This is a genomic window from Streptomyces sp. NPDC055025 (genome assembly GCF_053608565.1).
Window position 1 is genome coordinate 1 of the sequence record NZ_JBSGVS010000095.1, and the last position, 25478, is coordinate 25478.

A 25478-nucleotide genomic window follows, 5' to 3' on the forward strand; every position below is an offset into this window, starting at 1 on the left:
GGCTGGCACTAGGTGCCAGCCTGGCATACGATGCATCTGGAGTCGGAGTGATACTCCGTCGGTCCAAGGAGGAAACGGCAATGAGTGGAGCGACTTCCGTGTCCGGTTCGCTGTGGAGAAGCAAAGGTCGTCAAGTCCGGTTGACGGTGGTGTCGTTAGCGGTTGTGTGGACTCTGGCGATGTCCACGGTCGCTCCAGCGGCCGGTACCCAGGTGCCCGACGCCGCGCCAGCGGGCAAGAAGCCGGTTCGTTCGTGCCAGGGCATGATCGACTTCGGCCTGCCCGGTCGGACGGTCAAGAGCGCCACTTCGGTCAGCGCGACGGAAGAGCATCCGGCGTACTGCAATGTGCAGCTCACGGTGGACGATCCATCATCGGAAGAGTCATTCCGGGTCGGGGTGTTCCTTCCGTCGGCGACATGGAACGGGCGGTTCGTCGGCACCGGCGGCGGTGGTTTCGCGGGTGGGGGGCCGGACGAGCCGTGCGGCCGGTACGACCCGTGCGCACTGACGGCCGGATATGCCACGGCGAACACCGACGCCGGGGTGCCGACGACGGGCAACAACGGGGCGTTCGCGCTGAAGCCCGACAACACCCTCAACAAGCCCCTGATCGACATCTGGAGCCATCTGTCGATCCATCAGACTGCTGTCAGCGCCAAGAAGGTGATCGCCGCCTACTACGGAGAGGGACCCATTTACTCCTACTTCCAGGGCGGTTCGGCCGGCGGTCGCCAGGCGCTGACGGAGGCGCAGCGCTACCCGAACGACTACGACGGTCTCGCGGTGTTCTGGCCGGCAGTGAACTTGCCGCGATTGCTCCCTTCTGTGGTCTGGCCACAGGTCGTGATGAATGTCGCTGACCGCTTCATCCCGCAATCGACCTTCGAGGCGGTGAACGACAGAGTGCTCACCAGGTGTGATGGACTGGACGGTGTCAATGACCACATCGTCTCCGACTGGCGCGCCTGCGACGTGGATGCGCGGACCATGATCGGCGATGAGCTCACCGCTGAAGAAGCCGAAATCGTCAACAAGATCTGGAAGGGGCCGCGCGGCGCCAACGGCAAGTTCCTTTGGTACGGCCCGCTCCCCGGTACTCCGCTCGATCGAATCGCCGGCACCGTGACCAGTGGTGAGGGGACCATTTCTCCGCAGCCGAGCCCGGATGCCTTGACATGGGTGACGCACTGGGTGCTTCAGGATCCAACCTTCGACTGGCGCACCCTCAGCTACGAGCAGTTCGCCGACCTCTTCGAACGGTCGGTCGCGAAGTGGGACAGAACTGTGGGTGCCGCGGACCCCGATCTCTCCGCCTTTCGCGCAGCCGGCGGCAAGATGGTCATCACCCACGGCACCTTCGACTCCTCCATACCTGTGCAAGGCACCATCGATTACTACAGCAAGCTGGCGGAAAAGATGGGCGGCATCCGTGAGGTCCGCGATGTCGCACGGCTCTTCCTTGCTCCCGGCGGCGGACATGAAACTCTCGTACGGTCACATCCCCATCCGGGTCTGATGCCCACCGGGTACTACGGCGCGCTTCCGAGTCCCGGTAGTGCCCTGGAAGCGGTCGTGAACTGGGTCGAACACAACAAGAAGCCCACGGCACTTCTCGGCGTCGGCGAGGGACCGAACGGAGAGACCGGCGTGACACGGCCGCTGTGCGTGTATCCACTTGCCGCACGGTACAAAGGCCACGGCAACACGGACGACGCCGAGAATTTCAGCTGCGCCGAGAGCTGATCGGAGGCCGTCGGCAGAAGATGGGTGCGCGGCAAAGCTTCGGCTTCGGCGATGCGGGCAATCAAGTTGTCGCGGATGTCGGCAAGTCGTGCCCGTTGGCCCGTTGGGCGGGATCCGTTCGAAGCAGTCAGCATCTGACACAAGCTTCTCCGAACTCTCTGGCGCCCACCTGTCCGCCCACCTGTCCGCCCACCTGTCCGCCCGGCGGCCCGCCCACCTGTCCGCCCAGCGGCCTTGCCCGCCGAATGTCAGTGGGCTCTGACAGCATCACGGCCATGACCGACATCGATGACCTCGTGCGACGTGTTGCCACCCGGGCCGCATCGGACAGCGAGGACCTGCCCGAGCCTGTCGACGATGCCCAGATCGCGGAGGCCGAGGGGCAACTGGGCATCGCGCTGCATCCCCTACTCGCGCGCCTGTATCGCGAGGTCGCCGACGGCGGCTTCGGCCCTGACTACCGGCTGCTGCCACTGCTTGGTCCGGGCTCCAGCGTCGTTGGCGAATACCTGACGCGACGTGAGGCGTCCGTTGGAGCGGAGCACCCGGAGTGGCCCGAAGGCGTTGTACCGATCCTGACCTGGGGCTGTGCCATGTATGCGGGCGTTGATTGTTTCAGTGAGGACGGTCAGGTCCTGCTCTTCGAGCCGAACCCGTACAGCGGCGGATCGTGGGAGCAGTGTTGGTTCCTCGACTCCGCCGGCCTCGCGGCGTGGCTGGAGACATGGCTCGCGGGGACGGGCTGGTTCGAGGAGGACGCCTTCGAAAGGGACGACCTGGCCGAACCTGAGCCATGGGACGAGGCCGCGAGTCGGCTGTCCTCCGGTGCATAGCGAAACAGCAACGCCTCGGCCCGTTGGCGCAGGCGCCGTCATCCCGGGTCCTCGGTTCGCGCCTCCTCCGGGGCTCGGGAGAGGATCTCGTCCACGGCCTGGACGGGGGTCTGCTCGGAGGTGTCGATCCACAGCCCGCGGCGCGGTGTCCGCTGCCGCAGGACGTGACGGGAATGGCAGGCGGCGGGCCGCGGCTTCCACCTCCGTTTCTCGATAGCTCGGGTCCAGGACCAGTGCCTCGACATCGCGGTCCAGCACGAGTGGTCCGTGTACCTGTGCCTCGATGTAGTCGTCGAGTGCGTCCCGCTCGTCGGCCCCGGCCAGCTCGATGAGCGACATGCCGGCCGCCACACCGAAGGCCGAGGGCTCGCAGACGCTGTCCGGGTAGCAGAACGTGGTTCGTGGGAGTGTCCCAGCGGTCAGCCGGAAGTACGCGGAGCCGAACCGGGGTGCTCCGCCGAGCGGCTCGCGCCGGAAGTCCAGCGCGCCGTAGACAGGCCGCTCGTGTGCGGGCGCGTTGTCATAGGCGCCACCGAACATCCTGCTCTCCCAGCGCCACCGGTCACCGCCAGGGTGGGCCGTCAAGCCGCCGTTGCTTGTGCCCGTGACGAACTGCGAGTGATAGACACCGTCCTGGGCCAGCACGAGCAGGATCGGCCGACCGCGCGCCCCGCGGTCCGGGTGAAAGTTCAGGGTCACCCGCAGTGCGGGGTCGACAGGGGCCCCGGACGACAGGGACGCGACATGACGGATGGACTGTTCCTGTGGCGACCTGGCTGTATCGGTGTTCACCAGCGCAGTGTGCCCGAACCTGATCAACCGGTGCATCTGGATTGCCTTTGCAGCCCTGTGACCTCGCTGTTCACGGTGCCTGACGGGGTGGGTCGCTCAACATGGAGCGTGATGGGCGGCCGCTGACCGATGCCGGCGCTACTCGCTGAGCGTGCTGGCATTCATGCGAGACCTCGATGCTCTGCCGGACAGGCGCGCAAGCAGCAGACCCGCACCGACGGCAACGTAAAGCACGACCAGAACCCCGAGTCCGAGGTCGAGCCAGTCATAGGTCGTGCCCCTGAAGAGTGAGGTCCACGCTCGGCCACCCGCGACGGATCCGGAAATTACCAGCAGCACCGACGCCACGGCGTACAACACCTTTGCGGCCCTGGGCCGCCGCTCTTTGAGCAGTTCACCACCCGCACTGAGCGCGATCAGCGCGGCGAAAGCATCGTGCGGCTCCAGATGCCCCGACCCGATCGCGTCCACGATGTTGATCAAGATGCCGATCGTGCCCACGATCAGCGCACCTTGCGATATACGGCGGTTCATCAATCCTCGTTTGCAGTCGGACTTCGGTGGCAATGGATCAATTTTCGCTGTCACGGGACATTCGGCTGCGGCCTTGTGCACGGCATGCGATGTTTCGGGATGCGGGCACAGCGAGAGGCTACGAGACCAGCCGGTCTGCGTCGACCATCTCGCCCCGAAGCCGGTCGGGATCGACGCCGACGGGATCGATGCCGACGGGATCGAGCGGACGGTGCAGCTGCTGGAGGTTCCGTGCGTTGTCACAACGCGGCGTGTGGAAGCGGTTCTTCCTTCTGGCGTCTGGTAGAGCGCGGCTACGGCGGGGCCTGTCAGGATCGGGGCCGGGCCGGCGAGCGTGCAGCCCGTCCATTTCTCCACGTAGGCCCGGGGAACCGCGACCCACCGCCACCGTCATCGCCACCGCCGCGAACCGGCGCCCTGGCGTGACGGCGGAGGCGTTCCCTGACCTGCTCAGGGAGCGCGATCCGGCACCGCGGGAGCTCACGGACCGATGAAGCCGCCTTGGGAGGAGACCGGTCGGACTCCTTGACGTTCCGGCTGCCTGGTTTAAGAATGAGCGCGCTTGACAACGTTGTCGAAGCCTCGTGTCCCAGGAGGTGCATGCGCGTGACCCAACAACCGGCCGACCTGAACAGGCGCCGTTTCACCCAACTTGCCGGCCTGACCGCCGCATTGGCCGCAGTGCCGCTTTCCCTCGCCGAGGCCGGACCCGCCTCGGCGGTCGGCCGCCACAAGCCGGCGCCCCACTCCGCGCCCCCGGACGATGTCGCCGCCGCCTACCATCAGGCGCTGCTCACACACACCCGCTGGTCGGAGACGCAGTGGGACGCGGCCAAGGGCTACTACACCGCCAAGGACTTCGGCTTCGCGGTGGTCCTCGGCCATGCCCTCCTGCTCACCCGGGGTACCTACGACGCCGAGCGGGCCGGGATCGACAAGGAGACCCTGCGCTCGCGCACTCTCGCCACCCTCGCGCACTTCGCCGCGTCGAACCGCCTCACCGGCGGCTCCGAATGGGGCCGCACCCTGTTCTTCGACACCACTTTCCAGCTGTACTTCGTGCTCGCCGCCCGGCTGCTGTGGGACCAGCTGGACGACACGACCCGTACCAACATCGACACCATCGTCCGCGACCAGGCCGCGTACACGACGGCGCTCGGCACGGCCAACGACCCCGCCTCCGGCGGCTGGACGCCCAACGGCCTCACCGGCGGTCACGTGGGCGACACGAAGCTGGAGGAGATGGGCGTCTACGCCCAGTCGCTCGCGCCGGGTCTCGCCTGGGCCACCGACGATCCCCGCCATGACGCCTGGAGCGACGCCTTCGGCCGGTGGAGCCGCAACGAGGCCGGCCTTCCGGTCGCGGACCGCGCCAATCCCGCCCTCGTGGACGGCGTCGCGATCAGCGACAACACGGCGCAGAACCTGTACGACTCGTTCATCGTCGAGAACCACAACTCCTTCGGCCCGCACTACCAGGAGGAGCTGTGGCGTACGTCGGGACGTAACGCGGCCCACTTCATCACCGCGGGACGTCCGCTGCCCCAGGTGCTCACCGCGCAGCCCAACGCCGGTCCGCTCTGGGACACCCTGCTCACCGTCATGAGCGACGCGGGCGAACCGCTGATGCCGATGGTCAACGACCGTGAGTACCTGTACGGGCGTGACGTCATCCCGATCGCCTTCCTCGCCCAGGTGCTGGGGGACCGGGCCGCGGCCCGCTGCGAGGCCGCGCTCGCCGAGCGCCTGGCGGCCTACCAGGCGTACGCACCGGCCTACCGGCTCACCAAGTTCTCCGGTGAGCCCAAGTACGAGCCGGAGGCCCGCGCCGAGGTCGCCATCAGTTATCTGCTGCACGAATGGCGGGCCGGGCAGCGTGCGGCGGTCCGTCCTCTCACCGACGCTGAGTTGTTCGCGCGGGCGAGCGGGGTGAAGGACTTCGGCACGGGCCCCGGACTGGTGGCGCACCAGTCCCCCGCGGCCTGGGCCGCGGCCGTCAGCAAGCCGGGCTTCGTCAAGTTCTGCTGGCAACCGGCCCACGACGACTGGCTGTTCGCGCTGAGCGGCACCACTCCGATGTTCCTGCCCTCGATCGCGGGCAGCGTGACAACACGCAACATCGCCACCTACAGCCGGGTCCGTGACGGCTTCGACGGCAGCGCCACGGTGTTCACACTCGGCACGGGCTACGCCGGGTTCACCACCCTGCCGTCGGGTGACGTCGTCTACGCGACCGGCGGAACGGCGGCGGGCGAGGGCCACATCGAGGTGCGGAACCTGACGATGCCGGGCATCGCCGGGCTGGACGGCAGCCGTACATACACCACCGCCGAGGGCAGCGTCGGCGTCGCGGCCAAGGACGCGGGCACCGCGCCGCCTTCGACGACCGGGCGCACCGATGACCTCGCCCTCACCCGGGTGTCGTACCGTCATCTGCGGGTCCAGGGCATCAGCCCCGACCCCCGCTACGGTTACTCGCTGTACGCGGTCGAGGTGCGCGACGGCGCCGACGGCGCCGATCTGGCACGGGGCGGCACCGCGACGGCCTCCTCCGCGGACACCGGCAAGGGCGCGCCCCTCGCCGTCGACGGCGATCTCACGACCCGCTGGGCCGTCTCCGTCGCCGACCGTCCGAAGGCGGACAGCTGGCTCGCCGTCGACCTGGGCGAGGCGCGGAGCTTCGACCGCGTCACACTGCGCTGGGAGGCGGCTGCGGGGCGGGGTTACGTGGTCCAGGGCTCCGCGGACGGGAAGGCGTGGACCGATCTCATCAGGTATCCGCGTCCCGATCTCACCAGTGGCGGTGGCTGGGTCGTCGTCGACGGCAGGGCCGGGTTCGTCGTCCGGGGCGCGAAGAACCCCCTCACCGTCTCCGGCGACATCCTCGTCCTGTCCGACGGGCCGGCCGAGCCGATCGTGGTCGAGGGGTACGTGGGAGGGTCGGTGCCGGACGTAAGGGCAGCCGCGGCCCGCCCGGCTCCGGTCGCCGCCGCGGCAGCGGTGAAGGCCAGTGTCGCCGGGGGACACCTCAGTCTCTTCAACCTGTCCGCCGCCGCGGTGAAGACCACCGTATCCGTGGCACAGGACACCCGCACGGTCCAGTTGTACGCCGGGACCCAGACCGTCACGGCGACCGGCACCGACCATGTGGCGGAGCTGGCCGCCGCGTCCGCGGCGATCGCGCCGGCCCGTTTCACCCTGCGGTCGGACACGCGTTCGCGCATCCCCGCCGGGGTGCGCGCCGAGGTCGTCGACGCGGCGACGGTCACGTTCTCCGGGCCGGCGTGCCGGCTCGTCCTCACGGCGCCCGGAGGCCGGAGCGTGCGTGTCGACGTCCGCCGCGGGCGCACGGAGCGGGTGTCCGTACCGGGCGGCACCGGCTATCCGCTGCCGGATCTCGCGCTCGGGCGTGTCACGTTCCCGACGACACCCCTGCCCCCCGGAATGTCCGATCCGGCGGGCGCGGTCGACGGTGATCCGCACACCTCCTGGAACCCGGGCGCGAAGGGCCGGATGGTGGTGGACCTGGGTGCGGTGGTTCCGGTCGGTGAGATACGGGTGGCCTGGACGAGCGGCCGGATCCCGACCTCCAAGGCCGAGTTCAGCGTGGACGGGCTGACGTACACACCAGTGGGAGCCCCGCGGGTCAGGGGCCGTAATGGCACGCTGACCGCCCAGGGCAGCGCGCGCTATGTGGCACTCACCGTCGGTCAGCGGGGTACGCACGACGCCCGGGTGGTGTCATTGTCCGTGCTCGCTCCGTAGGCCCCCCGCGGACCGTCCTCCGCGAACGGGGTGGGCCCTCCCCGCGAAAGGGTGGGCCCACCCCGCTGCTACCGGCGAAGCGGACGGCGAGGAGCCGGCGCGATCAGATGTCCAGGAAGCGCACGTCCTTGGCGTTGCGCTGGATGAAGGAGCGCCGGGCCTCGACGTCCTCGCCCATCAGGACGGAGAAGAGGGCGTCGGCAACGGCCGCGTCGTCAAGGGTGATCTGGCCCAGGACACGGTGCTCCTGGTCCATGGTCGTGATGCGCAGTTCCTCGGCGTTCATCTCGCCCAGGCCCTTGAACCGCTGGATGGAGTCGTCCCTCACCCGGTGGCCGTCCTGCCGGCCCCGTCGCAGCAGGACGTCTCGTTCACGGTCGGAGTAGGCGTACTCCATGTGGTCCCGGCTCCACTTGATCTTGTAGAGCGGCGGGCGGGAGAGGTAGATGTGCCCGTGCTCGATCAGGGGCCGCATGAAGCGGAACAGGAAGGTCAGCAGCAGGGTGTTGATGTGCTGGCCGTCGACATCGGCGTCCGCCATCAGAATGATCTTGTGGTACCGGAGCTTCTCGATGTCGAAGTCCTCGTGCACGCCCGTGCCGAACGCGGAGATCATCGACTGGACCTCCTGGTTGTGCAGGATCTTGTCGATACGCGCCTTCTCGACGTTGAGGATCTTGCCGCGGATGGGAAGGATCGCCTGGTACCGCGGGTTGCGGCCGGACTTGGCCGAGCCGCCGGCGGAGTCACCCTCGACGATGAAGATCTCGCTCTTCGCCGGATCGTTGGACTGGCAGTCCGACAGCTTGCCCGGCAGGGCCGCTGACTCCAGCAAGCCCTTGCGGCGGGTCAGGTCCCGTGCCTTGCGGGCGGCCTGCCGGGCGGTGGCCGCCTGGGTCGACTTGCGGACGATGTCGGCCGCCTCGGCCGGGTTGCCGTCGAACCAGTCCGTCAGATGCTCGTGCACGACCTTCTGCACGAACGTCCTGGCCTCGCTGTTGCCCAGCTTGGTCTTGGTCTGGCCCTCGAACTGCGGCTCACCCAGCTTGACCGAGATGATCGCCGTCAGACCCTCGCGGATGTCCTCACCCGTGAGGTTGCCGTCCTTCTCACGCAGCAGTTTCCTCTCCCGCGCGTACCGGTTGACGACCGTGGTCAGCGCCGTGCGGAAGCCCTCCTCGTGGGTGCCGCCCTCGTGGGTGTGGATGGCGTTGGCGTAGGAGTGGACGCTGTCGGCGAACTGGCTGTTCCACTGCAGCGCGACCTCCACCGACAGCAGCCGCTCGGTGTCCTCGGCGGCGATGGAGACGACGGAGGGGTGGACCGGCTCACCCTTGCGGGCATTGAGATAGGCGACGAAGTCGGTGATGCCGCCGTCGTAGCGGTGGGAGACCGTCCTGGCCGCCTGCTCCCCGGCGATGTCCGCACCCGCTTCGTCGGCCGCGGCCGTCGCACGGGCCGACGCACGCTCATCGGTGAGGGTCAGGGTCAGCCCCCGGTTGAGGAAGGCCATCTCCTGAAACCGCCGGGCCAGCGTCTCGAAGGAGTACTCGGTGGTCTCGAAGATGCCGCCGTCCGCCCAGAACGTCAGGGACGTGCCCGTCTTCGAGGCGGCCTCGTGGCGGGCCGGCGGCGCGGTCGGCACCCCGTCCTCGTACTCCTGGGTCCACCGGTAGCCGTCGGTCCAGATCTCCACCGACAGCCTGGTCGAGAGCGCGTTGACCACCGACAGGCCCACCCCGTGCAGACCGCCGGAGAGCACGTACCCGCCGCCCCCGAACTTGCCGCCCGCGTGCAGCACCGTCAGCACGACTTCCACGGCCGGCTTCTTCTGCACCGGATGCATGCCCACCGGGATGCCGCGCCCGTTGTCGACCACCCGTACGCCGCCGTCGGCCAGGACCGTCACATCGATCCGGTCGGCCACCCCGGCCAGCGCCTCGTCGACGGAGTTGTCCACGATCTCCTGCACCAGATGGTGCAGACCCCGCTCGTCCGTGGAGCCGATGTACATGCTGGGCCGCTTGCGTACGGCGTCGAGCCCGTCCAGGACGGTGATCGCGGTGGCGTCGTACGCGGCAGACCCGGTATGGCCGTTCTGCTCGGCGCCGGAGATGTCGGACGCGGCGTGAGTGCCGGAAGTAGTCACAATGCTCCCTTTTCGGGCATGGAAAACCACGCCCCCGCGCACCATGGCGCGAGAGCGGTCGGATCGTCGGACGGAAACGTGTCGCGGGCAGGCCGAAGCAGACCCTCGGGCCCACAGGTCCCGCGCCCGGGGAGGCGGCGAGACGTGTTCCAAGATACCGAAAGTCCGGCGCGAACCTAGGGCGAGAAGCTGCCCAGGCGCCCGTCTCGCCGCCGCCGGGCCCGTCGGTCAATCCCCCCTGCCCGCAGAGCGGGAAAATCCCGGAGGGTGGCACGCGGAGGCTTTCTGAGTGCTTTGGCGCGCCGGGCTACAGGGGCTTTTTCGGGCGTGACACTCCACGGTCGAAAGCCGGTTTCCCGGGGGCACGCGGCGGCCCGCCGTCCTGTGCGGACTCTCGCGTTACGCCTGCGTCGTCCCGTACAACCGCACCGGTCCGGCGGTCACATGGACGTCGGCCGGGCCACCACCGGCCTGATCCTGGACGCTCTCGACGAGGGGGAGCCGCACTGTCCGAGCGAGGTCGACGAGGCGGTACGCCGGCTCCGGCCGGGTCCTGCGGCTGTCGCGGTCAGGGTTTGCGGGCCCGTGCCTGGACGAGGAGGCTTTCGCGGACGGTGGTGTGGGGTCGGCCGAGGTGGTCGTGGAGTGTGCTGGAGAGGGAGTCGAGTTCCTCGGATGTGAGCGCGGTGTGCCGCAGGAGGCGGTCGCGGAAGAGATGGGCGAAGGAGAGCAGCAGGGTCTGGTAGCGGTCGCCCGGCTGCCAGTAGTACGTGTGGGCGGTGACTTGGACGTCGGTGAGGCCGGCTCCGCGCAGGAGGCCGGGCAGCCGGGCGCCGATGTGGACGTCGCCTCCGAAGACCCCGGCGAGCAGGTCCTTGAGGCGGCTCCATGCGGGGTGGGGCGGGTCGCACTGCCAGGTCGCCCAGTCGAATTCCTGGACCGCGAGCCATCCTCCGGGCCTGACGGCGGCTGCCATGGAGCCAAGGATCCGGCGGGGGCGGGGTGTGTTGATCAGCAGCAGCCGGCAGTGGGCCAGGTCGTACCGCGCCTCGGCGGCGGCCGGCGACAGGGCTTCGTGGCGGACTTCGACGTTGCCGAGGGCGAGTTCGGTGACGGACTCCCGGGCCCAGCCGATCATCCGGTGGTCGGTGTCGAGACCGGTGACCGATCCGGTGGGGCCGACCCGTTCGCTGAGAAGGTCGAGGATGCCCAGCGGGCCGCAGCCCAGGTCGAGCACATCCGCGTTCGGCGGCAGGGGGATCGTGTCCAGGAGGGCGGCGGACGCGGGCCGCAGGAGTTCGCACTGGGCGAGGAGACGTTCCCGCTCGGCGGACGAGGACCCGAGCAGATACTCGGCAACCCCCGTAGAACCAGCGTCCCGTACCGGGGCCGGTGCCTTGCTCACAAGTCCTCGATTCGCCTCGCACGGCCATCAGCGCGCGCACAACAGAAAGTGACGTGTTCGTCACGGGAAGCAATATCCCGACGGCTGACGCCCTGGCAAACCCGCCCACAGGAACAGCCCCGAACACCCTTCTGACGCACGGCACTTTAGAGTGGGGGCGGGCCGGGCCGCCCGACACTCGCGGCAGTCCCGAGTGCCCTGTTCCTGCCCGGCGACGAGCTCCTGACCAGCAACGATCGGGTCGGCCGACTCAAGAGCGGGCAGACGAAGCCGCGCAGGAGACATCCGCCCCGACCGCGGCACAACGTCTAACCTGGCACACACGCCACATCAGGTGGCTCGCAGGATCGCCGCTGTTCCCTTCTTTTGGGCTGCCGATATCCAGCTGTCGACCAGACCGAGGACGCCCGTGGCCCCCCATACTCTCCAGTCCGGCCTGACTCTCCAGTCCGGCCCGGATCCTGCCGCGATGGTCTTCTCCTCCGCGGCGACACGCATACTCCTGACCAGCGATGGCCTGACCACCCCCCTTCTCCAGGCGCTCGTGCACGGCCCCCTGCGGGTCCGGGCCAGCGACGTACGGACGGTCGATCCGGCCGCCCTTCCGTCCGGCGTCCGCGAGGCTCTCCGACCCGACAGCACCGGCAACTGCCTGCTCCGCCGGGCCCGCCTGCTGACGGTCACGGGCCGGCCCGTGTCGGACAACACGGTCGCGGCCCGCGCGGGCGTTGATCCGCGAGTCGACAGGGCCGTCGCCGACCCCTCGCAGCCGGTCGGCTTCGCGCTCGCCGAAGCGGGAGTGGTCCTGCGCCGACGTATCGTGCACGTCGGCCGGGCCACGTGGCCGGACGGCACCCCCTGCGCGGTCAAGACCTACACCCTCGACAGCGACGGGCTGCCACTCCTCTGTATCCGGGAACTGTTCAACCCCTCCATCGTTGACGCGGCCGTACGCACAGAGGAGCCGACCGGGGTGAGGCCCCTTCGGCCGGCCAGTACCGGCAGCGAGCCCGCCACAGGCTGAGACCGCACGAGACCGCACGCGCACCTGCCTGGCCGCCCGCCCCGGAGCCGGGGCGGCCACCGCTCGGGCCGGTGCGCGTGCGGCGGTCCGGTCCCGCCGTATCGCGCCCACTCCGCCGGCTGTCCCGCGGCACTGGCCACACCCGCCGGTGCCTATCCCCGGCAGGGGAAGGCGGCGTCGGACCGGTCGGCCCATACTCGGATCCATGAACGGAAAATCGCAGCTCGGGGAGTTCCTCCGGACACGACGCTCCCAACTGCGTCCCGACGATGTCGGGATGCCCACCTACGGGGAGCGCCGCCGTGTACCGGGTCTTCGACGTGAGGAGCTGGCGCTGCTGGCGGGAGTGAGCCCTTCCTACTACACCCGGCTGGAACAGGGGCATTCGATGAACGCCTCACCCGAGGTACTGGACGCGATCGCCCGGGGCCTGCGACTGAATGAGTCCGAGCGTCTGCACCTGCACGACCTGACCCGGTCGGCCACGCCCCGCGGCCGGGGCCGGCGACCCGCGCCGGAGCGCGTCACGGAGGCGACCGGTCAGCTTTTGGACGCCCTCGCGGACGTCCCCGCGATCGTGATCGGCCGCCGCAGCGACGTACTGGCGTGGAACCGGCTCGGCCACGCGCTGTTCGCCGGACATCTGGACCCCGGTGCCCCGGACCTGACGGCCCAGCGCCCCAACATGGCCAGGCTGGTGTTCCTTGACGCCCACACCCGCGACCTGTACGTGCACTGGCAGACCAAGGCCAGGGCGGTTGTGGGGAATCTGCGCCTGGTGGCGGGCCAGTACCCGGACGACTCCGCACTGCACGCTCTGGTGGGTGAACTGAGCGCGAAGAGCGAGGACTTCGCGGCGATGTGGGCCGACCACCGCGTCAGAGCCTGCGACGTCGCCGGCTACGAGATGCGGCACCCGCTGGTCGGAACACTGACCGTCACTCAGCAGACCCTGAGTCAGGGACCGGGCCCCAGCGTCGTGGTCGCCACCACCGAGGCCGGCTCACCCTCACGTACCGCCCTGGCCCTGCTCGCCCAGGCCACGGCTCCGGCCACCCCGTCGCGGCCGAAGGCCCACGTCGGTTCCAGCTGACCCCACCCACACCGGCCCGAACCAACGCACCACCGGCCGCGCTCAGCTCCGCCCTGCCCGGGGCCCGGAGCCGCCCAACACCCTCGCGCGTCGGCGTACCGCTGCCGCATGCCCGAAATCCCGTAAATCCCTTGCACCGCAACCGGAAAACAGTGAAGGCATCATGTTGAAGAAGCTCTCCAAGACCGGCCTGTCGGCCACCGCCCTGACCATGGCCACGGCCACGGCCGCTGTCGTTGCCGCCGTAGCCGTCGCGGCGACCGGTCCGGCTCCCGCGTCGGCCGCCACCGCAAAGGCCACCGCGCCGGTGGACAACGCGCGGATCGCCGCGCACTTCGACCTGGACAAGGGGCGGATGCCGGAGAACATCGCCCTGTCCCCGGACGGCACCGCCTACGTCACCTTCGCCGCCGCTCGCCAGATCGCCCGGGTCACCCCCGCGGGCACCACCCGTATCCTGGCCACGCTGCCCGAGCCGGCCGACGGCGGCATCCACACCCCGGTCCTCGGCTTCGCCCTGACCACCGGCATCGTCCGAGCCCACGACGGTACCCTCTACGTCCTGTACGCCACCGGCGCCGACAGTCTCACGGGCCTGTGGCGCCTGCGGCCCGGCGGCGAACCGCAGCGCATCGCCGCCCTGCCCGCCGACGGCCTGCCCAACGGCCTGGCCCTGGATCCGCGTACCAACACCCTCTACATCACGGACTCGGTCCTCGGCACCATCCGGACCGTTCCCACCACCGGTGGCACCCCCACCGTCTGGTCCGCCGCCCCCGAACTGGCCTCCACCGGCTTCCTCGGCGCCAACGGCCTGAAGGTCCGCGACGGGGCGGTGTGGGCCACCAATCTCGACAAGGGCACCCTCCTGCGCATCCCCGTCCGCCGCGGCGGGCACGCCGGACGGGTGCAGACCCGGGCCACCGGCCTGACCGGCATCGACGACTTCGCCTTCACCGGCCACGGCGACCGGATCCTGGCCACCCTCAACGGCCCCAGCGAGGTCGCGCTCATACAGCCCGACGGCCGCCACACCACCGTCCTGACCACCACCGACGGCCTCCAGAACCCCACCTCCGTCGCGCTGCACGGAAACACCGTCTATGTCCTGAGCGCCGCCTACACCACCGCCGAAGACCCCAACCTCGTCCTCGCCGACCTCAACGACTGACTCAACGACTGAGACCGCACCGTCCGCATCGGGGAAAACCCGCGAACACCGGTTGACCGAGGGCACGTGGGTCCCCACGTGCCCGAACGTCATCTACCCGATGCCCACACCGACTTCGAGTTCCGGAACCCGGCGGACAACCCGAACGTCGCCCGGCGGAGTTCGCCACCCTGCCGCAGGCAACCGCTCAGCGGGGTTGGCCGTCTCCCCAGGGGAAACGGACTGCCAGAGGAGACAGAAGTGACGGTTTACCCGGAAACGGCCCTGAGGGCGACGCGTCCCAGGGAGGTGCAAACAGCCTTCCTGCTGCTCCTCGCGTCGGTTGTCGTGGACGCCGTCGTCTGGGTGCTGGACACATTCGCCATCTCTCCCTCGGGGTTCGATGAACTGCGCGACGAGGTGGGCGAGAGCGGAGCGATCCGGCAAGTCGCCATGTCCGCCGGCTTCCTGGTGTTCACCAGCGCCCTGTTCCCGCTCTTCGTCTTCAAGCTGCGCCAGGGCCGAAAATGGGCGCGGAGCGCTGTCGTGCTGACGTTCCTGCCGGCGGCGAACACGTACTTCTCCTTGACCGAACACTCCGAGTAGAAGAGCGGCGTCGGCCTGATAAGGGGCGGCCCGCGTGACGCAGGTGGTCAGTACGGAGCCATCACCAGGTCGCCGATCACTCGCAACCCGACCCGCGCTGCCAGCCACGGTGCGCGTTCGGACTCGAACTGCTTGACGTGGACGAAGACGGTGTGATCGGTCGCGGGTTCTTCCAGGTCGAGGTCGCGGGCGTTCACGCACAGTGTCACGAACGCGCCCCTGGCCCCTCCAATATCCAGACCCACTTCGGGGGCCTCGGGCCAGCCGGTGAAATCCCACCGCACTGTGGCCGGGTCGTCGCCCACCGCGTCGAGGAACGGGTTCACGGTCTCCGGTGACCTGGCCCCGCGCCTCAACACGATGGGCAGGTGCGCCGACGGATCGTCGCCCTTCGCCGATGAGCGCTTCCAGTCGTTTTCGGCCCACCACGTGGCATCCGGAAACAACTCCAGGAGCGGTGAGAGGGTCTGCGCCGAGGAGATCCGTACCTCGAAATCGACTTCGAGGTCCTGGAGATCGGCGATTGCGAGCAACCGCTCGACAACTCGCAATCCCTCCGGGAGATCAGCCGTTCTGAGGATGGGCTGCGCGTATGAGTTGGACATGGAGGCCATTCTGCCCCCGCATCCTTCCGGCTGGTGGCGCGCCCGTGTATCGCCGTGCACCCGCTCGGACGCGGTGGCGCTGTGGCGCGGTGTGCCGCGACCGGTCGGGTTGCGGCACACCGCGCGGTGCCTCGATCCCCTGGCCTTCCGGTCAGGCGTGGGGGAGGAGTGTGAGGCGGGGGTCAGTGGTCAGTGGCGGTTTCCGCCGTGGTGGCCGCGGCCCCAGGACTCGCTGTCGACGGTGCGGCCGCGGTCGTTGCGCAGGGTCGCGGTGTCGCCGCGGTTGCCCCAGATGTAGTCGCGGCTGTCCTGGTGGACGTCGGTGCGGGTGTCACGGCCGAAACCGGTGTGGACCCGGACCGAGGATCGCCCGTCCAGCCACAGGTTCTTGAAGCGGTAACGGTTGCCGTCGGAGTCGCTCAGGGTCCAGCCGTTCAGGTTGACCGGACGGCGGCCGTTGTTGGTGACCTCGACCCACTCCGCGTTCAGGCTCCGGTTGGAGCCGTTGTCCCGCCCGGGACTGTCGTACTGGATTTCCCCCAGGGCCACGGTCGAGCGCGGGGTCTGGTGCCGGCCGTGGCCGTCGTCGGCCGAGGCCGGCAGGGCCGCCGCGGCGAGAAGAGCGCCGGAGGCCAGAACACCGGCGACCAGACGACGGGCGGTACGGGAAGAAGACATGATGCCCCCTCAGAAGCGGACACCGGCCGGAGCCGGTGTGCTGTACGGATTCCCCGGTCCGATGCCGGGACCTACAGCCTGTCCGCCCCGACCGCCTATTCCGGGCGAATTAATTCCAAGTTACAAAACACGGACATGTCCGTAATCATCGTATATGAATACAAGTGGATATCTATTGTTCTCTTGTGACCATTCATGCGCGATGCATCGGCCGTTTCTGTCAACGCGCGGCAACCGCTTGACCGTCACATCGTCAGCCGCGGCACGAACCCCCGTGGCGGAGCCGCGCGCTTGGTAACGGAAGCGATCGGCCCATCCGGTGCCGTGTTCGAGCCCGCATGTTCATAGCGTTCGAGGCGCCCGGGGGATCTTCGTGTCGCCGTAGGCGGTTGCGAGATTCCGACGAGGTGTTTTCTCGGAAACGGCCCCGCAGACTTCCGACGGAAATCGGCGGCCAACTACGGTGAAACATTCTCGCGGTTCTTCTGCGACGTCCTTGCCCTTATCCGCCGAGTCGAAGTGCGTAAGCGACACTGGCGCGCACATTCTTTTGCGAGCGGGATGAATGGGAAGCGGCGGGGAGCGGCGGATGGCGAGGGAAAGCGGCGGACACCGTCGGTCGGGTCCGGGCCGCTCTGTCCATCCGTAAATGCCTTGATGTGATGGACGCCCGGACGGACACGAAGAGTAATCAACCGCGCCACCAGGCCGAAGTCGCTCGGCCCCCGCTGTATCCCTCTTCCAGGCCGAAGTGTCCTGCCGCCGTGGGACCTTCGTACGGCTGTGCGTCGATTCCTGCTTCCAGTGGGTGCGGAGGGTAGTTGCGCGTGTCATGCCGCCAACATCCTTACTCTCTCCCTGGATCGCCCAGCTCAAGTAATTCCCATGACCAAGGGACTCCGTCTCGGAGCCCTGAGGGGAAGAACGTATGCACAGTTCGCGAGCTACTGCCGGACTATCGATTGAGGCCCGGCTCGACCGACTTCCGGTGACAGCACGCCACAAGCGCTTCGTCAATGTGATGGCGCTCGGCAACTTCTTCGAAATCTACGAACTCTTCTTGATGAGTGCCCTGTTGAGCACTCTCAAGGAAACCTTCTCCCTGAGCGGAATCTCTCTGTCGCTGTTCCTCGCGTCGACCGTCGCCGGAGGCTTCCTCGGCGCGGTCGTGGTGGGGCGGGTGGCGGACCGGATCGGGCGGCGCGGCGCCTACATGATCACGCTCAGCCTGTACTCGGCGGGTACGATCGCCTGCGCCTTCGCGCCGAACATCTGGACGCTGATCGTCTGCCGCTTTGTCATCGGCGTCGGAATCGGCGGCGAACTCCCGGTGACCGACGCGTATCTGGCCGACATCCTGCCGCCGGCCCGGCGCGGTTATTACGCGGCGAAGGCATATACCTATGCCCATGTCGCCGTACCCGTTGTCGGATTTCTGAGCCTGCTGCTCGTCGACAAGGCCCCGCTCGGTGTCGCGGGATGGCGGTGGATGTTCGCGATCGGGTCCCTGGGCGCGCTGCTGACCTTCTTCGTCCGCAGAGGTCTGCCCGAGTCACCCCGATGGCTGGAGACGGTCGGCCGGTCGGCGGAAGCGGACACGGTGACCGCCGTCTTCGAGAAGGCCGCGGAGACGGAGGGGTGGAGGCCGCCGCCCGCGCCCATGAAGGAAGAGCCGGTCCCACCGCCCGTGGAGAGGCGACTGCCCGTCCGCATGCTCTTTCGGGTGCCGCTGGCCCGCCGTACAGCGCTGATGGCCTTGCTGTGGGCTCTCGGGCCGATCGGGTACTACGGCTTCAGCAGCCTCGCCTCGCTCGCACTCCAGGCGAAGGGCTTCGATCTCGACAGCTCGCTCACGTTCATGACGCTGTCGTTCCTCGGATCGCCGATCGGCTCGTATCTGTCCATGCACATCGTGGAGAGGGCCGAGCGCAAGTGGATCCTGTGTGCGGCGCTGCTGGCCATGGCGGGGATCGGACTCGCCTACGGATACGCGCGGTCAGCGGTGATGATCACGGTTCTCGGTTTCTGTTTCACCGTGGTGGCCAACATCAAGACCAATGCCACCCACATCTACCAGTTGGAACAGTTTCCGACGAGCCTGCGCACCACGGCCAACGGCTGGCTGTTCTCGCTGAACCGGCTCTCCAGCGGGGCAGCGCCCTTCTACATGGTCCCGCTCTTCTACGGCGTCGGAGTGTGGGCTGTATACATGGTGGGGGCGGCGGCCATGCTGCTGGCCGCGACCGCTGTCGCGTTCGGTGTGCGGACCAGAGGGCTGTCGCTGGAGAACATCAATACGGCGTCCCGTCCCGAGGGTTCACCGACGGCGGCCCTCATCCCCTCACCACACACTCGCGCCACGACCAGGAAGCCGTAAGTCTTCCTGGTGGGCGCCAGGGCGCCAGGGCCCCGGGCCGCACACCGGGGGCTGTTCGCCGACGCCGGCGGTGCGGCCGAGGACTCCGCTCGTGTACGCACAGCTTCCGCCAGTTCGTCGACTCCCGCCGAGCATGGACTGCGCGGCACAGCGCAGCACAGCGCGGTCGCGCACCAGTCGTCATGGCCGGGACCCGGCCGATCGACCGGTGATCAGGCCCGAAGGCCCGAAGGGTCAGGACACCTGGTCAGGACACCTGGGTCAGGACGGCGGGATCAGGACACCGTGAAGACCTTGGACTCGGCCACCGACAGCAGCCCGTCGTCCGGCAGCAGGCGCACCACGTACCTGCCGGGTTTCAGCGGCCAGGAGTCCTCGGCTCCGATCGCGTCCGGCCCGATCTCGCCGTGGCCCTCGATCCGCGAACCGGTGTAGGTGTAGACGAGGTAGTCGGAGTTCGGCTCGCACTTGTTCTTCGGGCAGGCGAAGACCGAGATCCAGTCCAGCCCCATGCCCGGGGCGTTCGACCACGAGATGTCGATCGGCCGGCCCGTCCGGTACTCGCTCCTGCCCACCGACACCCGGGTCGGCTCACCCTTGGGATAGAGCCACACCTGGGTCTTCGAGAGCACCTTGCCGCCGTTGGAGCGGAGGACGACGTCGTACTCGCCCTGGCGCAGGCTCTTGGTCGGCAAGGTGACCGTGCCGTCCCGCCGTCCGGGCTTGCCCGTCGGCCGCCACGCCGCGATCCGGCCCCGCCGGTCCAGCAGCGCCACGCGCTCACCCGGATTGCCGGGGGCGTGGAAGGTGACCGGGAGCGTCTTGCCCATCGTGACCGAGCGAGTGGCCGGCGCGACCAGGACCGGCGGCACCGCCGGTTCGACGTCCAGTGTGGACACCACTCCGCGGTGGTCGCTCGGCCAGGGTGACAGACCCACCCCGACGTTCGGCCCACCGCTCTCGCCGACGACGGTGCTGTCGATCGTGCGGGACGGACCTGCGCGAAGCACCCAGTCGATCCGGTCGTCCACCTCGTGCGGGTCGGCCTCCGGGCTGCCCGGCGTCCAGGTGAAGCCGGGAACGGCGACCGGGTCGGGGTGCGCCTCGCGGTAGGTGTCGTGCAGTCCCGCCTTCGCCAGGGCGGCACTGACCGGCCACTTCACCGCGAACGGGACCTCCGGCCGCGCGTCCGCGACGGCCTGGGTCCAGTCCAGGTGCGACGGGCTGTTGAAATCACCGGTCAGCGTGACCGGGATGCCCTGCCGGGCGAGTCTGGGCAGCACGTCGATCTGGTCCTGGACAGCGGGCAGGCGGACATCGCGTTCGAGGTCGAGCACGTCCCGCAGGCTGCCGCCGTCCCGTACGAGGTACGGGCCGTAGGGGTCGGACGGTGTGTGGGTGTTGGCGACGGCCATCACCCGTCCCGGCGCCACCTCGACGAACACGTACAGGCCGTCGCCGCCAGGCGGGTCGATGATGGGGAACCGGGACATCACGTGCGCCCGGTCGCTGCCGTACCAGCCGAGCGCCGACGCGATCCGCTCGGTGTTCCGCTCCGACTCCTGCACACCGACGATATCGGCACGGGCGTCCTTGATGGCACGCTCGATCTGCTTCAGGGTCTCCGCGCACCCGTTCGGTGTCTCGCAGAAGTCCTCGGTGGCGAGGTCGAGGTCGTCGCCGCCGTAGAAGGTATTGAGAGTCATCACCCGCACGCGCTCGTGCGGCGCGGAACCCTGATGCCCGGCCGTCGTGAACGCGGAAGCGGATCCGAGCGAGAGCCCGGCAGCCGCGAGCAGCGCTCCGGCGAAGGCCACGATCCATCTTGTGCGCGCAGTCATTACACACTCCTCGTCATGCTCCCGGCCGCACCGGCCTCTGGCCGGCCACCTCTCGGATCGCCGGGAGCGGACCCAAGCTAGGAATGGCGAGGAAGCCGCCGCCTCCCTTTTCTCCTGTATGTCAGGCGAACCAATCCTGAATCGCGTTCGAACGCGTTCGCGACTCCTGACGCCGGGTGACCGCCGCCCTGGTGCCGGGAAGTCGCAGTGCCAGGGCCTGCGGCCGGCGGGGGCGGGCACCGCCGGGGTTCTGCGCCTCGACATGAATGGGGGAGCGGCTGGGTGCGATGGACCCGCGAGGGAATCCACGCGCCTACGGGTACGTGTCCCGGTCCTGCCGTGGTCGCGTTCACGCCCCGCCCCCGGTCCGGGGCGTGAACACGGCCCTGACTCTAGGTTCCGTGCGGCGGCCCGGCGAGAGTCGAAGTGCACAGCCTGACCGGCCGGCGGTTTCAGAAGTTCCTGTCCGGCCTTCCGCGGTCGAGGACCTCGACGGCCAGCCACAGGTCATGGCGCGCGTTCGGGACCCGTACCAGCGACCGGCGCATGACCTGTTCGAGCCGTATCAGCCGCTTACGGGTTCCCGTCACCGACACCCCGAGCGACTGCGCCGTCGCACTCAGCCGGGTGTCGTTCCGTAACCAGATACGCAGGGTCGTCTCCAGCGCGGGTGCTTCCTCACGTACGGGGCGCAACTGGGTCAGCGCCCACTCCCGTACGGCCGGCAGGCGAAGCAGCGACTCGAAGACGTCCTCGACCGGAGCCGGGCCCGCCAGGCCCGCGACGCCCGCCGTGCCTGCCGCGCGCGCCGTGCCCGTCGGCTCCGCCGTACCCCCCGGCCCTGCCGTACTCGCTGGCCTGTGGTCCGCCACGCGCGGTAACGCCCCTATCCGCAGGGCCAGATCGAGTCTCGCCTGGTCGCCCACCAGCTCCAGGTCCAGACCGAGGAGTGACTCGACGCGGCGGAGGCGCGAGGCCAGGGTGTTGCGGTGGATCTTCATATGCCGGGTCGCGGCGGACGAGAAGGACAGCCACGACCGGACCGTGTCGGTCAGCGCGCGGCTGTCGGGGGCGGTGGCTCGGGCGGGGACATGCCCGGTCAGCGGCGTCAGCAGACGGTCGGCCCAGGTGTGGCCGTGGCGGCCCGCCACGACGGGCAGCCCCAGCGCGGCGTCGAACCGCGCCCAGCGCTCGGGACGGCCACGGGCCACCGCGAGCGCGTGGAACGCCTGTTCGTAGCCGGCGGCCGTGTCACGCAGCGCCAGCGCGTCGCCGGTCCCCACGACACAGCCTTCGATCTCGGCCGCGAGCGCCGCCTCCAGCGGCCGGGCGCCGACAGTGCCGGGGCTCGCCGGCGCGACCATGAGCACATGGTCCGAGTAGACGGGACACCGTACGATCCACGCCTGACCGGCGGTGAGTTCGGCGCAGATACGGATCGCCTCGGCACGCCGGCCGGCACCGCACTCGACGACATGGAACCGGGCCGGATCGGACAGGCGCGGCGCGAGGACACCCGCGATCTGATGCGCCGTCGTGAGGTTGCCGGACATCAGCAGATGCAGCACGGCCTCCCGTCCGCGCGCGTCGGCGATCTCCACCCGCCGCCGGGTTCGTTCGGTCTCCCTCGCCCGCCAGCAGACCCCGAGCAGCGGCACCGCGTCGACCGGGGCCGCCGTCCCGAGCGGGTCGGGTCCGACGACGGCGAGGACCAGTTCGGACGGTTCGGGCCCGGAGCGGTCCCCGGGGATGCCGACGGCCAGCAGCGCGCCCGATCGGCCCGGGGACTCGCCCGCGACGAACGTACGCAGCCCCCGCTCACGCATCACGCGCAGCCCGTCGGCCACAAGCAGCATCACATCGGGGCCGCTCCCGTGGGAGGACGCGGCCTCTACGGCGCCGGCCGAGTCCACCAGCCCGACCCAGCACCCCGTCCGGCGCGCCAGCCACCGCAGCAGCGCCTGTACGCCGTCCGCCTTGTGGGCCAGCCGGTGCATGGCCAGGATGTCGGCCGCGCGCAGGGAGTCCGGGGACGGCGCCGCTCGCTCGCCCACGCCGCACTCCTTCGCTTCGCCGGTCAGCGTGCCGGGCTCCTGGAAACCCGTCACGGGAGGAGATCCATTGTCCATGCGGCGGCGGGACTTCTGCCACGCCGGGGAGGACCGCGACGGGCCGCCGGTCCATCAGTGGCAGGCCCGCCCGGACGCGGCCCCGGGGTCGATCGGCAACAACCGTGACGGGATCAGTGGGCTCGTACGGTTCCTTCCCCGGGAAGGTCCACCTCGTCGAAATCGGCTGAGCCACCGGTTTCCCACTGCCCACACCGTTGTGTTGAGGGTGAGGGGTGCGACGACGGGCCGCGCGGTCATCCGCGCGGCCCTCCGCAGTGTGATCCCGGCGGCCACCGGCCGGGGCGGTGGCGTACTTCCAGACGGCCGCCCTCCGGGACCGGCCGGGCGGCGGACGCGCGAAGCACCCACCGAAGCATGTTCCGGCCATGCGCGGCGACGGTACGCACAGAAGGGGGTGGGGCGGATGGGGCGGGGTGCGGCGACCGGTCACGGGGGAGTGGCCGGACCGGCCTACGCGCACCGTGACCCGTGGTGGCGGAGCGCGCCCCGGTACCTCCTGGGACAGGTGCGGCGGACACCGGAAGGGGTGCGGGGGGACACCGGAACGGCTGGCGGAGAACGCCACAACGGGCCGTTCTTCTGGGACGGTGAGCAGCCGGGCCACAGCGTGTGACGCACCGTCGGGACACGGGCGGACACGCGGGCCCCCGCGGTTCCCCACAGCCGCCCGCAGGACAGCGCTGAGACCGCCCGTCCCGGAACCGCACACGCCGCACACGCCGGACTTCCGCACACGCCGGACTTCCGTACACAGCACCGGACCGCGCAGGCAGCACCGACCTCACCAACAGGAGGTACGCTCATGCACGCCCGCACCGCAGTTCCGTCGAACAGACCCGTCCGGGCCGTTCTTCTCGTCATGGGGATGCTGGCCGCTCTGCTGGCCGCAGCCCTGCCCACCGCCGGCTCCGCCCAGGCCGCCGTCCCCGACCGCTGGGGATTCGCCTACCTGGACAACCCGACGCCGCCCCCCGGTTACGTACCCGACCCCTCCCGCCAGTGGGGCAGCTGGACCTCTCCGTCCGCCAACCCCGTCAAGGTCGACCAGCTCGGCCTCGGCTCGTACGTGGTGCACTTCCCGCAGATCGGCGGCCGGGGCGGCATCGCCCACGCCACCGCGGTCAGCAGGGCCGGACACTGGTGCCAGCTCGCCGACTGGCGGGCCGTGGGATCCGGTGAGGACGTCTACGTCAACTGCTATCTCCCCAGCGGCGCACCCGACAACTCCACCTTCACCGTGCTGTACACCAGCAGCAGCGGCGCTCCCGCCACACCGACCGGCTCGTACGGCTATCTGTACTCCGACATCAGTGGCGCGGTCCTCACGCAGTACAACTCCACCGGGGCCGTGAACACGGTGAGCAAGGGCGGGACCGGTATCTGGAAGGCGTGGCTTCCCAATCTCGGACTGTCCAGCTACGCCGGCAACATCCAGGTCACAGCGGTCGATGCGAGGCAAGGGGCACACTGCAAGGTGTCCGACTGGGCACCCGGTTCCACCGGGCAGACCATCCTGGTCGCCTGCTACGACGCGTCCAACGCCCCGTACGACGCCAAATGGACCCTGAGCTACTCCTATCTGCGGGCGGTGCACGGACCCGCCTTCCCGCCGAGGTCGTTCGGCTACCTCTGGTACAACGGATCGCTGCCCCCGCTGACCAACTACAACTCCAGCAGCGCCACCAACACCCTCGGTGGCTCGGGAGCGCCCTTCGTCGTCACCCTGCCGTCGGTGGCCGTCCCCTCGGACACCGCCCAGACCACCGCCTACGGCAGCGGGCCCGAATACTGCGGCCTGTACGCCCCATGGACCCGGACCGGCGGCGCCGTCCAGCTCCCCGTCAACTGCTTCGGCCCCGGCGGAACTCCGGTGAAGGTCCCCTTCTTCACCGCGTACACCTCGGCGTTCTGACCTTCCCGCACGGCCCCTTCCACAGGTCTGGCACGAGGCGGAGTACGGCGACCGCCCGGCTGTCACGGGCCGTCGCACCCCTGCCCGGGAAGAGGAAGAGCTGAACAGGGTGGGTCCGACTCCTGAGGTCGGGCCCACCCTGCCGCGCGGGCCCACTCTGCCGCGCCTCCACCCCGAGCCGGGGACCGCGCGGCCCGCGCCTGCCGCGTGGTCCACCGGAACTTGAGGCCCGGTGGAGGTTCACGTATTCCCCGCGTCCGCGGTCATGTCATCCGCGGTGCGTGACCTTGCGAGGACCGTACCGACCCTGGTCAGCATCTGACCGAGCAGGTGGAGTGCCCGTGCCCGTGTCGGTGCCCCGCGTGCGGTGCCTCTCCAGTACGCATCCGTGAACGTCTCGACCGCGTCGAGGGTCCGGTTGTCGTCGCGGGCGGCCAGCAACAGGACGAAGCGGACGTAATCGCCGATGTCGGTGCCTCGGTCGTGCTGGTCGGTGAAGACTCGAAGCCGCGGTGTGAGTGCGGGCAGGGTGCGGGTCGTGGGGAAGACCACGGCGAGGCCGGCGAGAGCCAGACGGACCGCCCCGCATTCGACGGCCCATCGGCCCAGCAGGTCCGGAGTGCTGGACCGGACGGCCTGCCGGGCGCGGGCCTCACTGCTGGGATCGGCGTGCGGCGGAAGCTCCGGCCAGCATGGGGCTAGGGTCTTTCGTTTGGATCTGGCTGGATGAGGGAGCGGGGTCTGGTGCCGTGGATCGCGAGGCGGAGGAGGGAGTCCACGCGGAGCGTAGGCGACCGACGACAACGCGGCGAGGCGCGGTGCCAGGGCACGCGAGCC

The 25478-nt window shown here is 69.4% G+C and carries 17 protein-coding genes and 1 pseudogene; 9 read left to right on the top strand and 9 right to left on the bottom strand.

The window, feature by feature from the left end; all coding sequences use genetic code 11:
- Positions 1-98 precede the first annotated feature (98 nt).
- Both ACWGDX_RS36480 and ACWGDX_RS36485 read left to right on the top strand, forming a co-directional pair.
- Positions 99-1745: a tannase/feruloyl esterase family alpha/beta hydrolase gene (locus tag ACWGDX_RS36480; RefSeq protein WP_453632714.1), complete on the top strand. Its 1647-nt coding sequence runs from the start codon at positions 99-101 to the stop codon at positions 1743-1745.
- Positions 1746-2020: 275 nt separating this feature from the next.
- Positions 2021-2578 carry an SMI1/KNR4 family protein gene (locus ACWGDX_RS36485; RefSeq protein WP_453632715.1) on the top strand — a complete coding sequence of 186 codons (558 nt, stop codon included), beginning with the start codon at positions 2021-2023 and terminating at the stop codon, positions 2576-2578.
- A gap of 168 nt (positions 2579-2746) precedes the next feature.
- Here ACWGDX_RS36485 and ACWGDX_RS36490 read toward each other — a convergent pair.
- Positions 2747-3406 (bottom strand): annotated as a pseudogene (locus ACWGDX_RS36490) (DUF3626 domain-containing protein); the annotation flags it as partial.
- 102 nt (positions 3407-3508) lie between these two features.
- Complete coding sequence (locus tag ACWGDX_RS36495) at positions 3509-4261, bottom strand: hypothetical protein (protein ID WP_453632717.1); 753 nt, start codon at positions 4259-4261, stop codon at positions 3509-3511.
- 243 nt (positions 4262-4504) lie between these two features.
- On the opposite strand from ACWGDX_RS36495, the gene ACWGDX_RS36500 reads away from it, so the two are divergent.
- Positions 4505-7669 carry a discoidin domain-containing protein gene (locus tag ACWGDX_RS36500; RefSeq protein ID WP_453632719.1) on the top strand — a complete coding sequence of 1055 codons (3165 nt, stop codon included), beginning with the start codon at positions 4505-4507 and terminating at the stop codon, positions 7667-7669.
- Positions 7670-7772: 103 nt separating this feature from the next.
- On the opposite strand, the gene gyrB is transcribed toward ACWGDX_RS36500, so the two are convergent.
- Both gyrB and ACWGDX_RS36510 read right to left on the bottom strand, forming a co-directional pair.
- Positions 7773-9863 carry a DNA topoisomerase (ATP-hydrolyzing) subunit B gene (gene gyrB, locus ACWGDX_RS36505; RefSeq protein ID WP_453632720.1) on the bottom strand — a complete coding sequence of 697 codons (2091 nt, stop codon included), beginning with the start codon at positions 9861-9863 and terminating at the stop codon, positions 7773-7775.
- 523 nt (positions 9864-10386) lie between these two features.
- Positions 10387-11223 (bottom strand): methyltransferase domain-containing protein, encoded by an 837-nt coding sequence (locus ACWGDX_RS36510; RefSeq protein ID WP_453632722.1) that lies wholly within the window; start codon positions 11221-11223, stop codon positions 10387-10389.
- Between the two features lie 469 nt (positions 11224-11692).
- Here ACWGDX_RS36510 and ACWGDX_RS36515 point away from each other — a divergent pair, with 469 nt between their 5' ends.
- From ACWGDX_RS36515 to ACWGDX_RS36530, 4 genes are all read left to right on the top strand, one after another.
- Positions 11693-12247: a hypothetical protein gene (locus ACWGDX_RS36515; RefSeq protein ID WP_453632724.1), complete on the top strand. Its 555-nt coding sequence runs from the start codon at positions 11693-11695 to the stop codon at positions 12245-12247.
- A gap of 205 nt (positions 12248-12452) precedes the next feature.
- On the top strand, positions 12453-13340 hold the full coding sequence (locus ACWGDX_RS36520; protein ID WP_453632726.1) for a helix-turn-helix domain-containing protein: 888 nt from the start codon (positions 12453-12455) through the stop codon (positions 13338-13340).
- Between the two features lie 163 nt (positions 13341-13503).
- On the top strand, positions 13504-14511 hold the full coding sequence (locus ACWGDX_RS36525; RefSeq protein ID WP_453632727.1) for an SMP-30/gluconolactonase/LRE family protein: 1008 nt from the start codon (positions 13504-13506) through the stop codon (positions 14509-14511).
- Positions 14512-14799: 288 nt separating this feature from the next.
- Complete coding sequence (locus ACWGDX_RS36530) at positions 14800-15096, top strand: hypothetical protein (RefSeq protein ID WP_453632729.1); 297 nt, start codon at positions 14800-14802, stop codon at positions 15094-15096.
- Positions 15097-15143: 47 nt separating this feature from the next.
- Here the strand turns inward: ACWGDX_RS36530 and ACWGDX_RS36535 are convergent, their stop codons facing one another.
- Both ACWGDX_RS36535 and ACWGDX_RS36540 read right to left on the bottom strand, forming a co-directional pair.
- Positions 15144-15710: a hypothetical protein gene (locus ACWGDX_RS36535; protein ID WP_453632731.1), complete on the bottom strand. Its 567-nt coding sequence runs from the start codon at positions 15708-15710 to the stop codon at positions 15144-15146.
- A 180-nt stretch (positions 15711-15890) separates the two neighbouring features.
- The gene (locus tag ACWGDX_RS36540; protein ID WP_453632733.1) at positions 15891-16379 is read right to left on the bottom strand and encodes a lamin tail domain-containing protein; all 489 of its coding nucleotides are present in this window, start codon (positions 16377-16379) and stop codon (positions 15891-15893) included.
- Between the two features lie 988 nt (positions 16380-17367).
- Here ACWGDX_RS36540 and ACWGDX_RS36545 point away from each other — a divergent pair.
- Entirely contained in the window at positions 17368-18756 is a 1389-nt protein-coding gene (locus tag ACWGDX_RS36545) for an MFS transporter (protein WP_453632735.1), read from the top strand.
- Positions 18757-19031: 275 nt separating this feature from the next.
- On the opposite strand, the gene ACWGDX_RS36550 is transcribed toward ACWGDX_RS36545, so the two are convergent.
- Together ACWGDX_RS36550 and ACWGDX_RS36555 are read right to left on the bottom strand one after the other, a co-directional pair.
- A complete protein-coding gene (locus tag ACWGDX_RS36550; RefSeq protein ID WP_453632737.1) occupies positions 19032-20597 on the bottom strand; it encodes an endonuclease/exonuclease/phosphatase family protein in 1566 nt (521 codons plus the stop codon).
- Positions 20598-21049: 452 nt separating this feature from the next.
- Entirely contained in the window at positions 21050-22705 is a 1656-nt protein-coding gene (locus ACWGDX_RS36555) for a helix-turn-helix domain-containing protein (RefSeq protein ID WP_453632739.1), read from the bottom strand.
- A gap of 826 nt (positions 22706-23531) precedes the next feature.
- On the opposite strand from ACWGDX_RS36555, the gene ACWGDX_RS36560 reads away from it, so the two are divergent.
- Positions 23532-24641, top strand: a complete 1110-nt coding sequence (locus ACWGDX_RS36560) for a hypothetical protein (RefSeq protein ID WP_453632741.1) — start codon at positions 23532-23534, stop codon at positions 24639-24641.
- 240 nt (positions 24642-24881) lie between these two features.
- On the opposite strand, the gene ACWGDX_RS36565 is transcribed toward ACWGDX_RS36560, so the two are convergent.
- The gene (locus ACWGDX_RS36565) at positions 24882-25193 is read right to left on the bottom strand and encodes a hypothetical protein (RefSeq protein WP_453632743.1); all 312 of its coding nucleotides are present in this window, start codon (positions 25191-25193) and stop codon (positions 24882-24884) included.
- Positions 25194-25478 lie beyond the last annotated feature (285 nt).

Bases quoted from the DNA above. Each gene is read 5' to 3' on its own strand.
- ACWGDX_RS36485 (WP_453632715.1), top strand. From the start codon at position 2,021: ATGACCGACATCGATGACCTCGTGCGACGTGTTGCCACCCGGGCCGCA.
- ACWGDX_RS36500 (WP_453632719.1), top strand. From the start codon at position 4,505: ATGCGCGTGACCCAACAACCGGCCGACCTGAACAGGCGCCGTTTCACC.
- gyrB (WP_453632720.1), bottom strand. From the start codon at position 9,863: ATGGTGCGCGGGGGCGTGGTTTTCCATGCCCGAAAAGGGAGCATTGTG.
- ACWGDX_RS36515 (WP_453632724.1), top strand. From the start codon at position 11,693: ATGGTCTTCTCCTCCGCGGCGACACGCATACTCCTGACCAGCGATGGC.
- ACWGDX_RS36520 (WP_453632726.1), top strand. From the start codon at position 12,453: ATGAACGGAAAATCGCAGCTCGGGGAGTTCCTCCGGACACGACGCTCC.
- ACWGDX_RS36525 (WP_453632727.1), top strand. From the start codon at position 13,504: ATGTTGAAGAAGCTCTCCAAGACCGGCCTGTCGGCCACCGCCCTGACC.
- ACWGDX_RS36535 (WP_453632731.1), bottom strand. From the start codon at position 15,710: ATGGCCTCCATGTCCAACTCATACGCGCAGCCCATCCTCAGAACGGCT.
- ACWGDX_RS36540 (WP_453632733.1), bottom strand. From the start codon at position 16,379: ATGTCTTCTTCCCGTACCGCCCGTCGTCTGGTCGCCGGTGTTCTGGCC.
- ACWGDX_RS36550 (WP_453632737.1), bottom strand. From the start codon at position 20,597: ATGACTGCGCGCACAAGATGGATCGTGGCCTTCGCCGGAGCGCTGCTC.
- ACWGDX_RS36560 (WP_453632741.1), top strand. From the start codon at position 23,532: ATGCACGCCCGCACCGCAGTTCCGTCGAACAGACCCGTCCGGGCCGTT.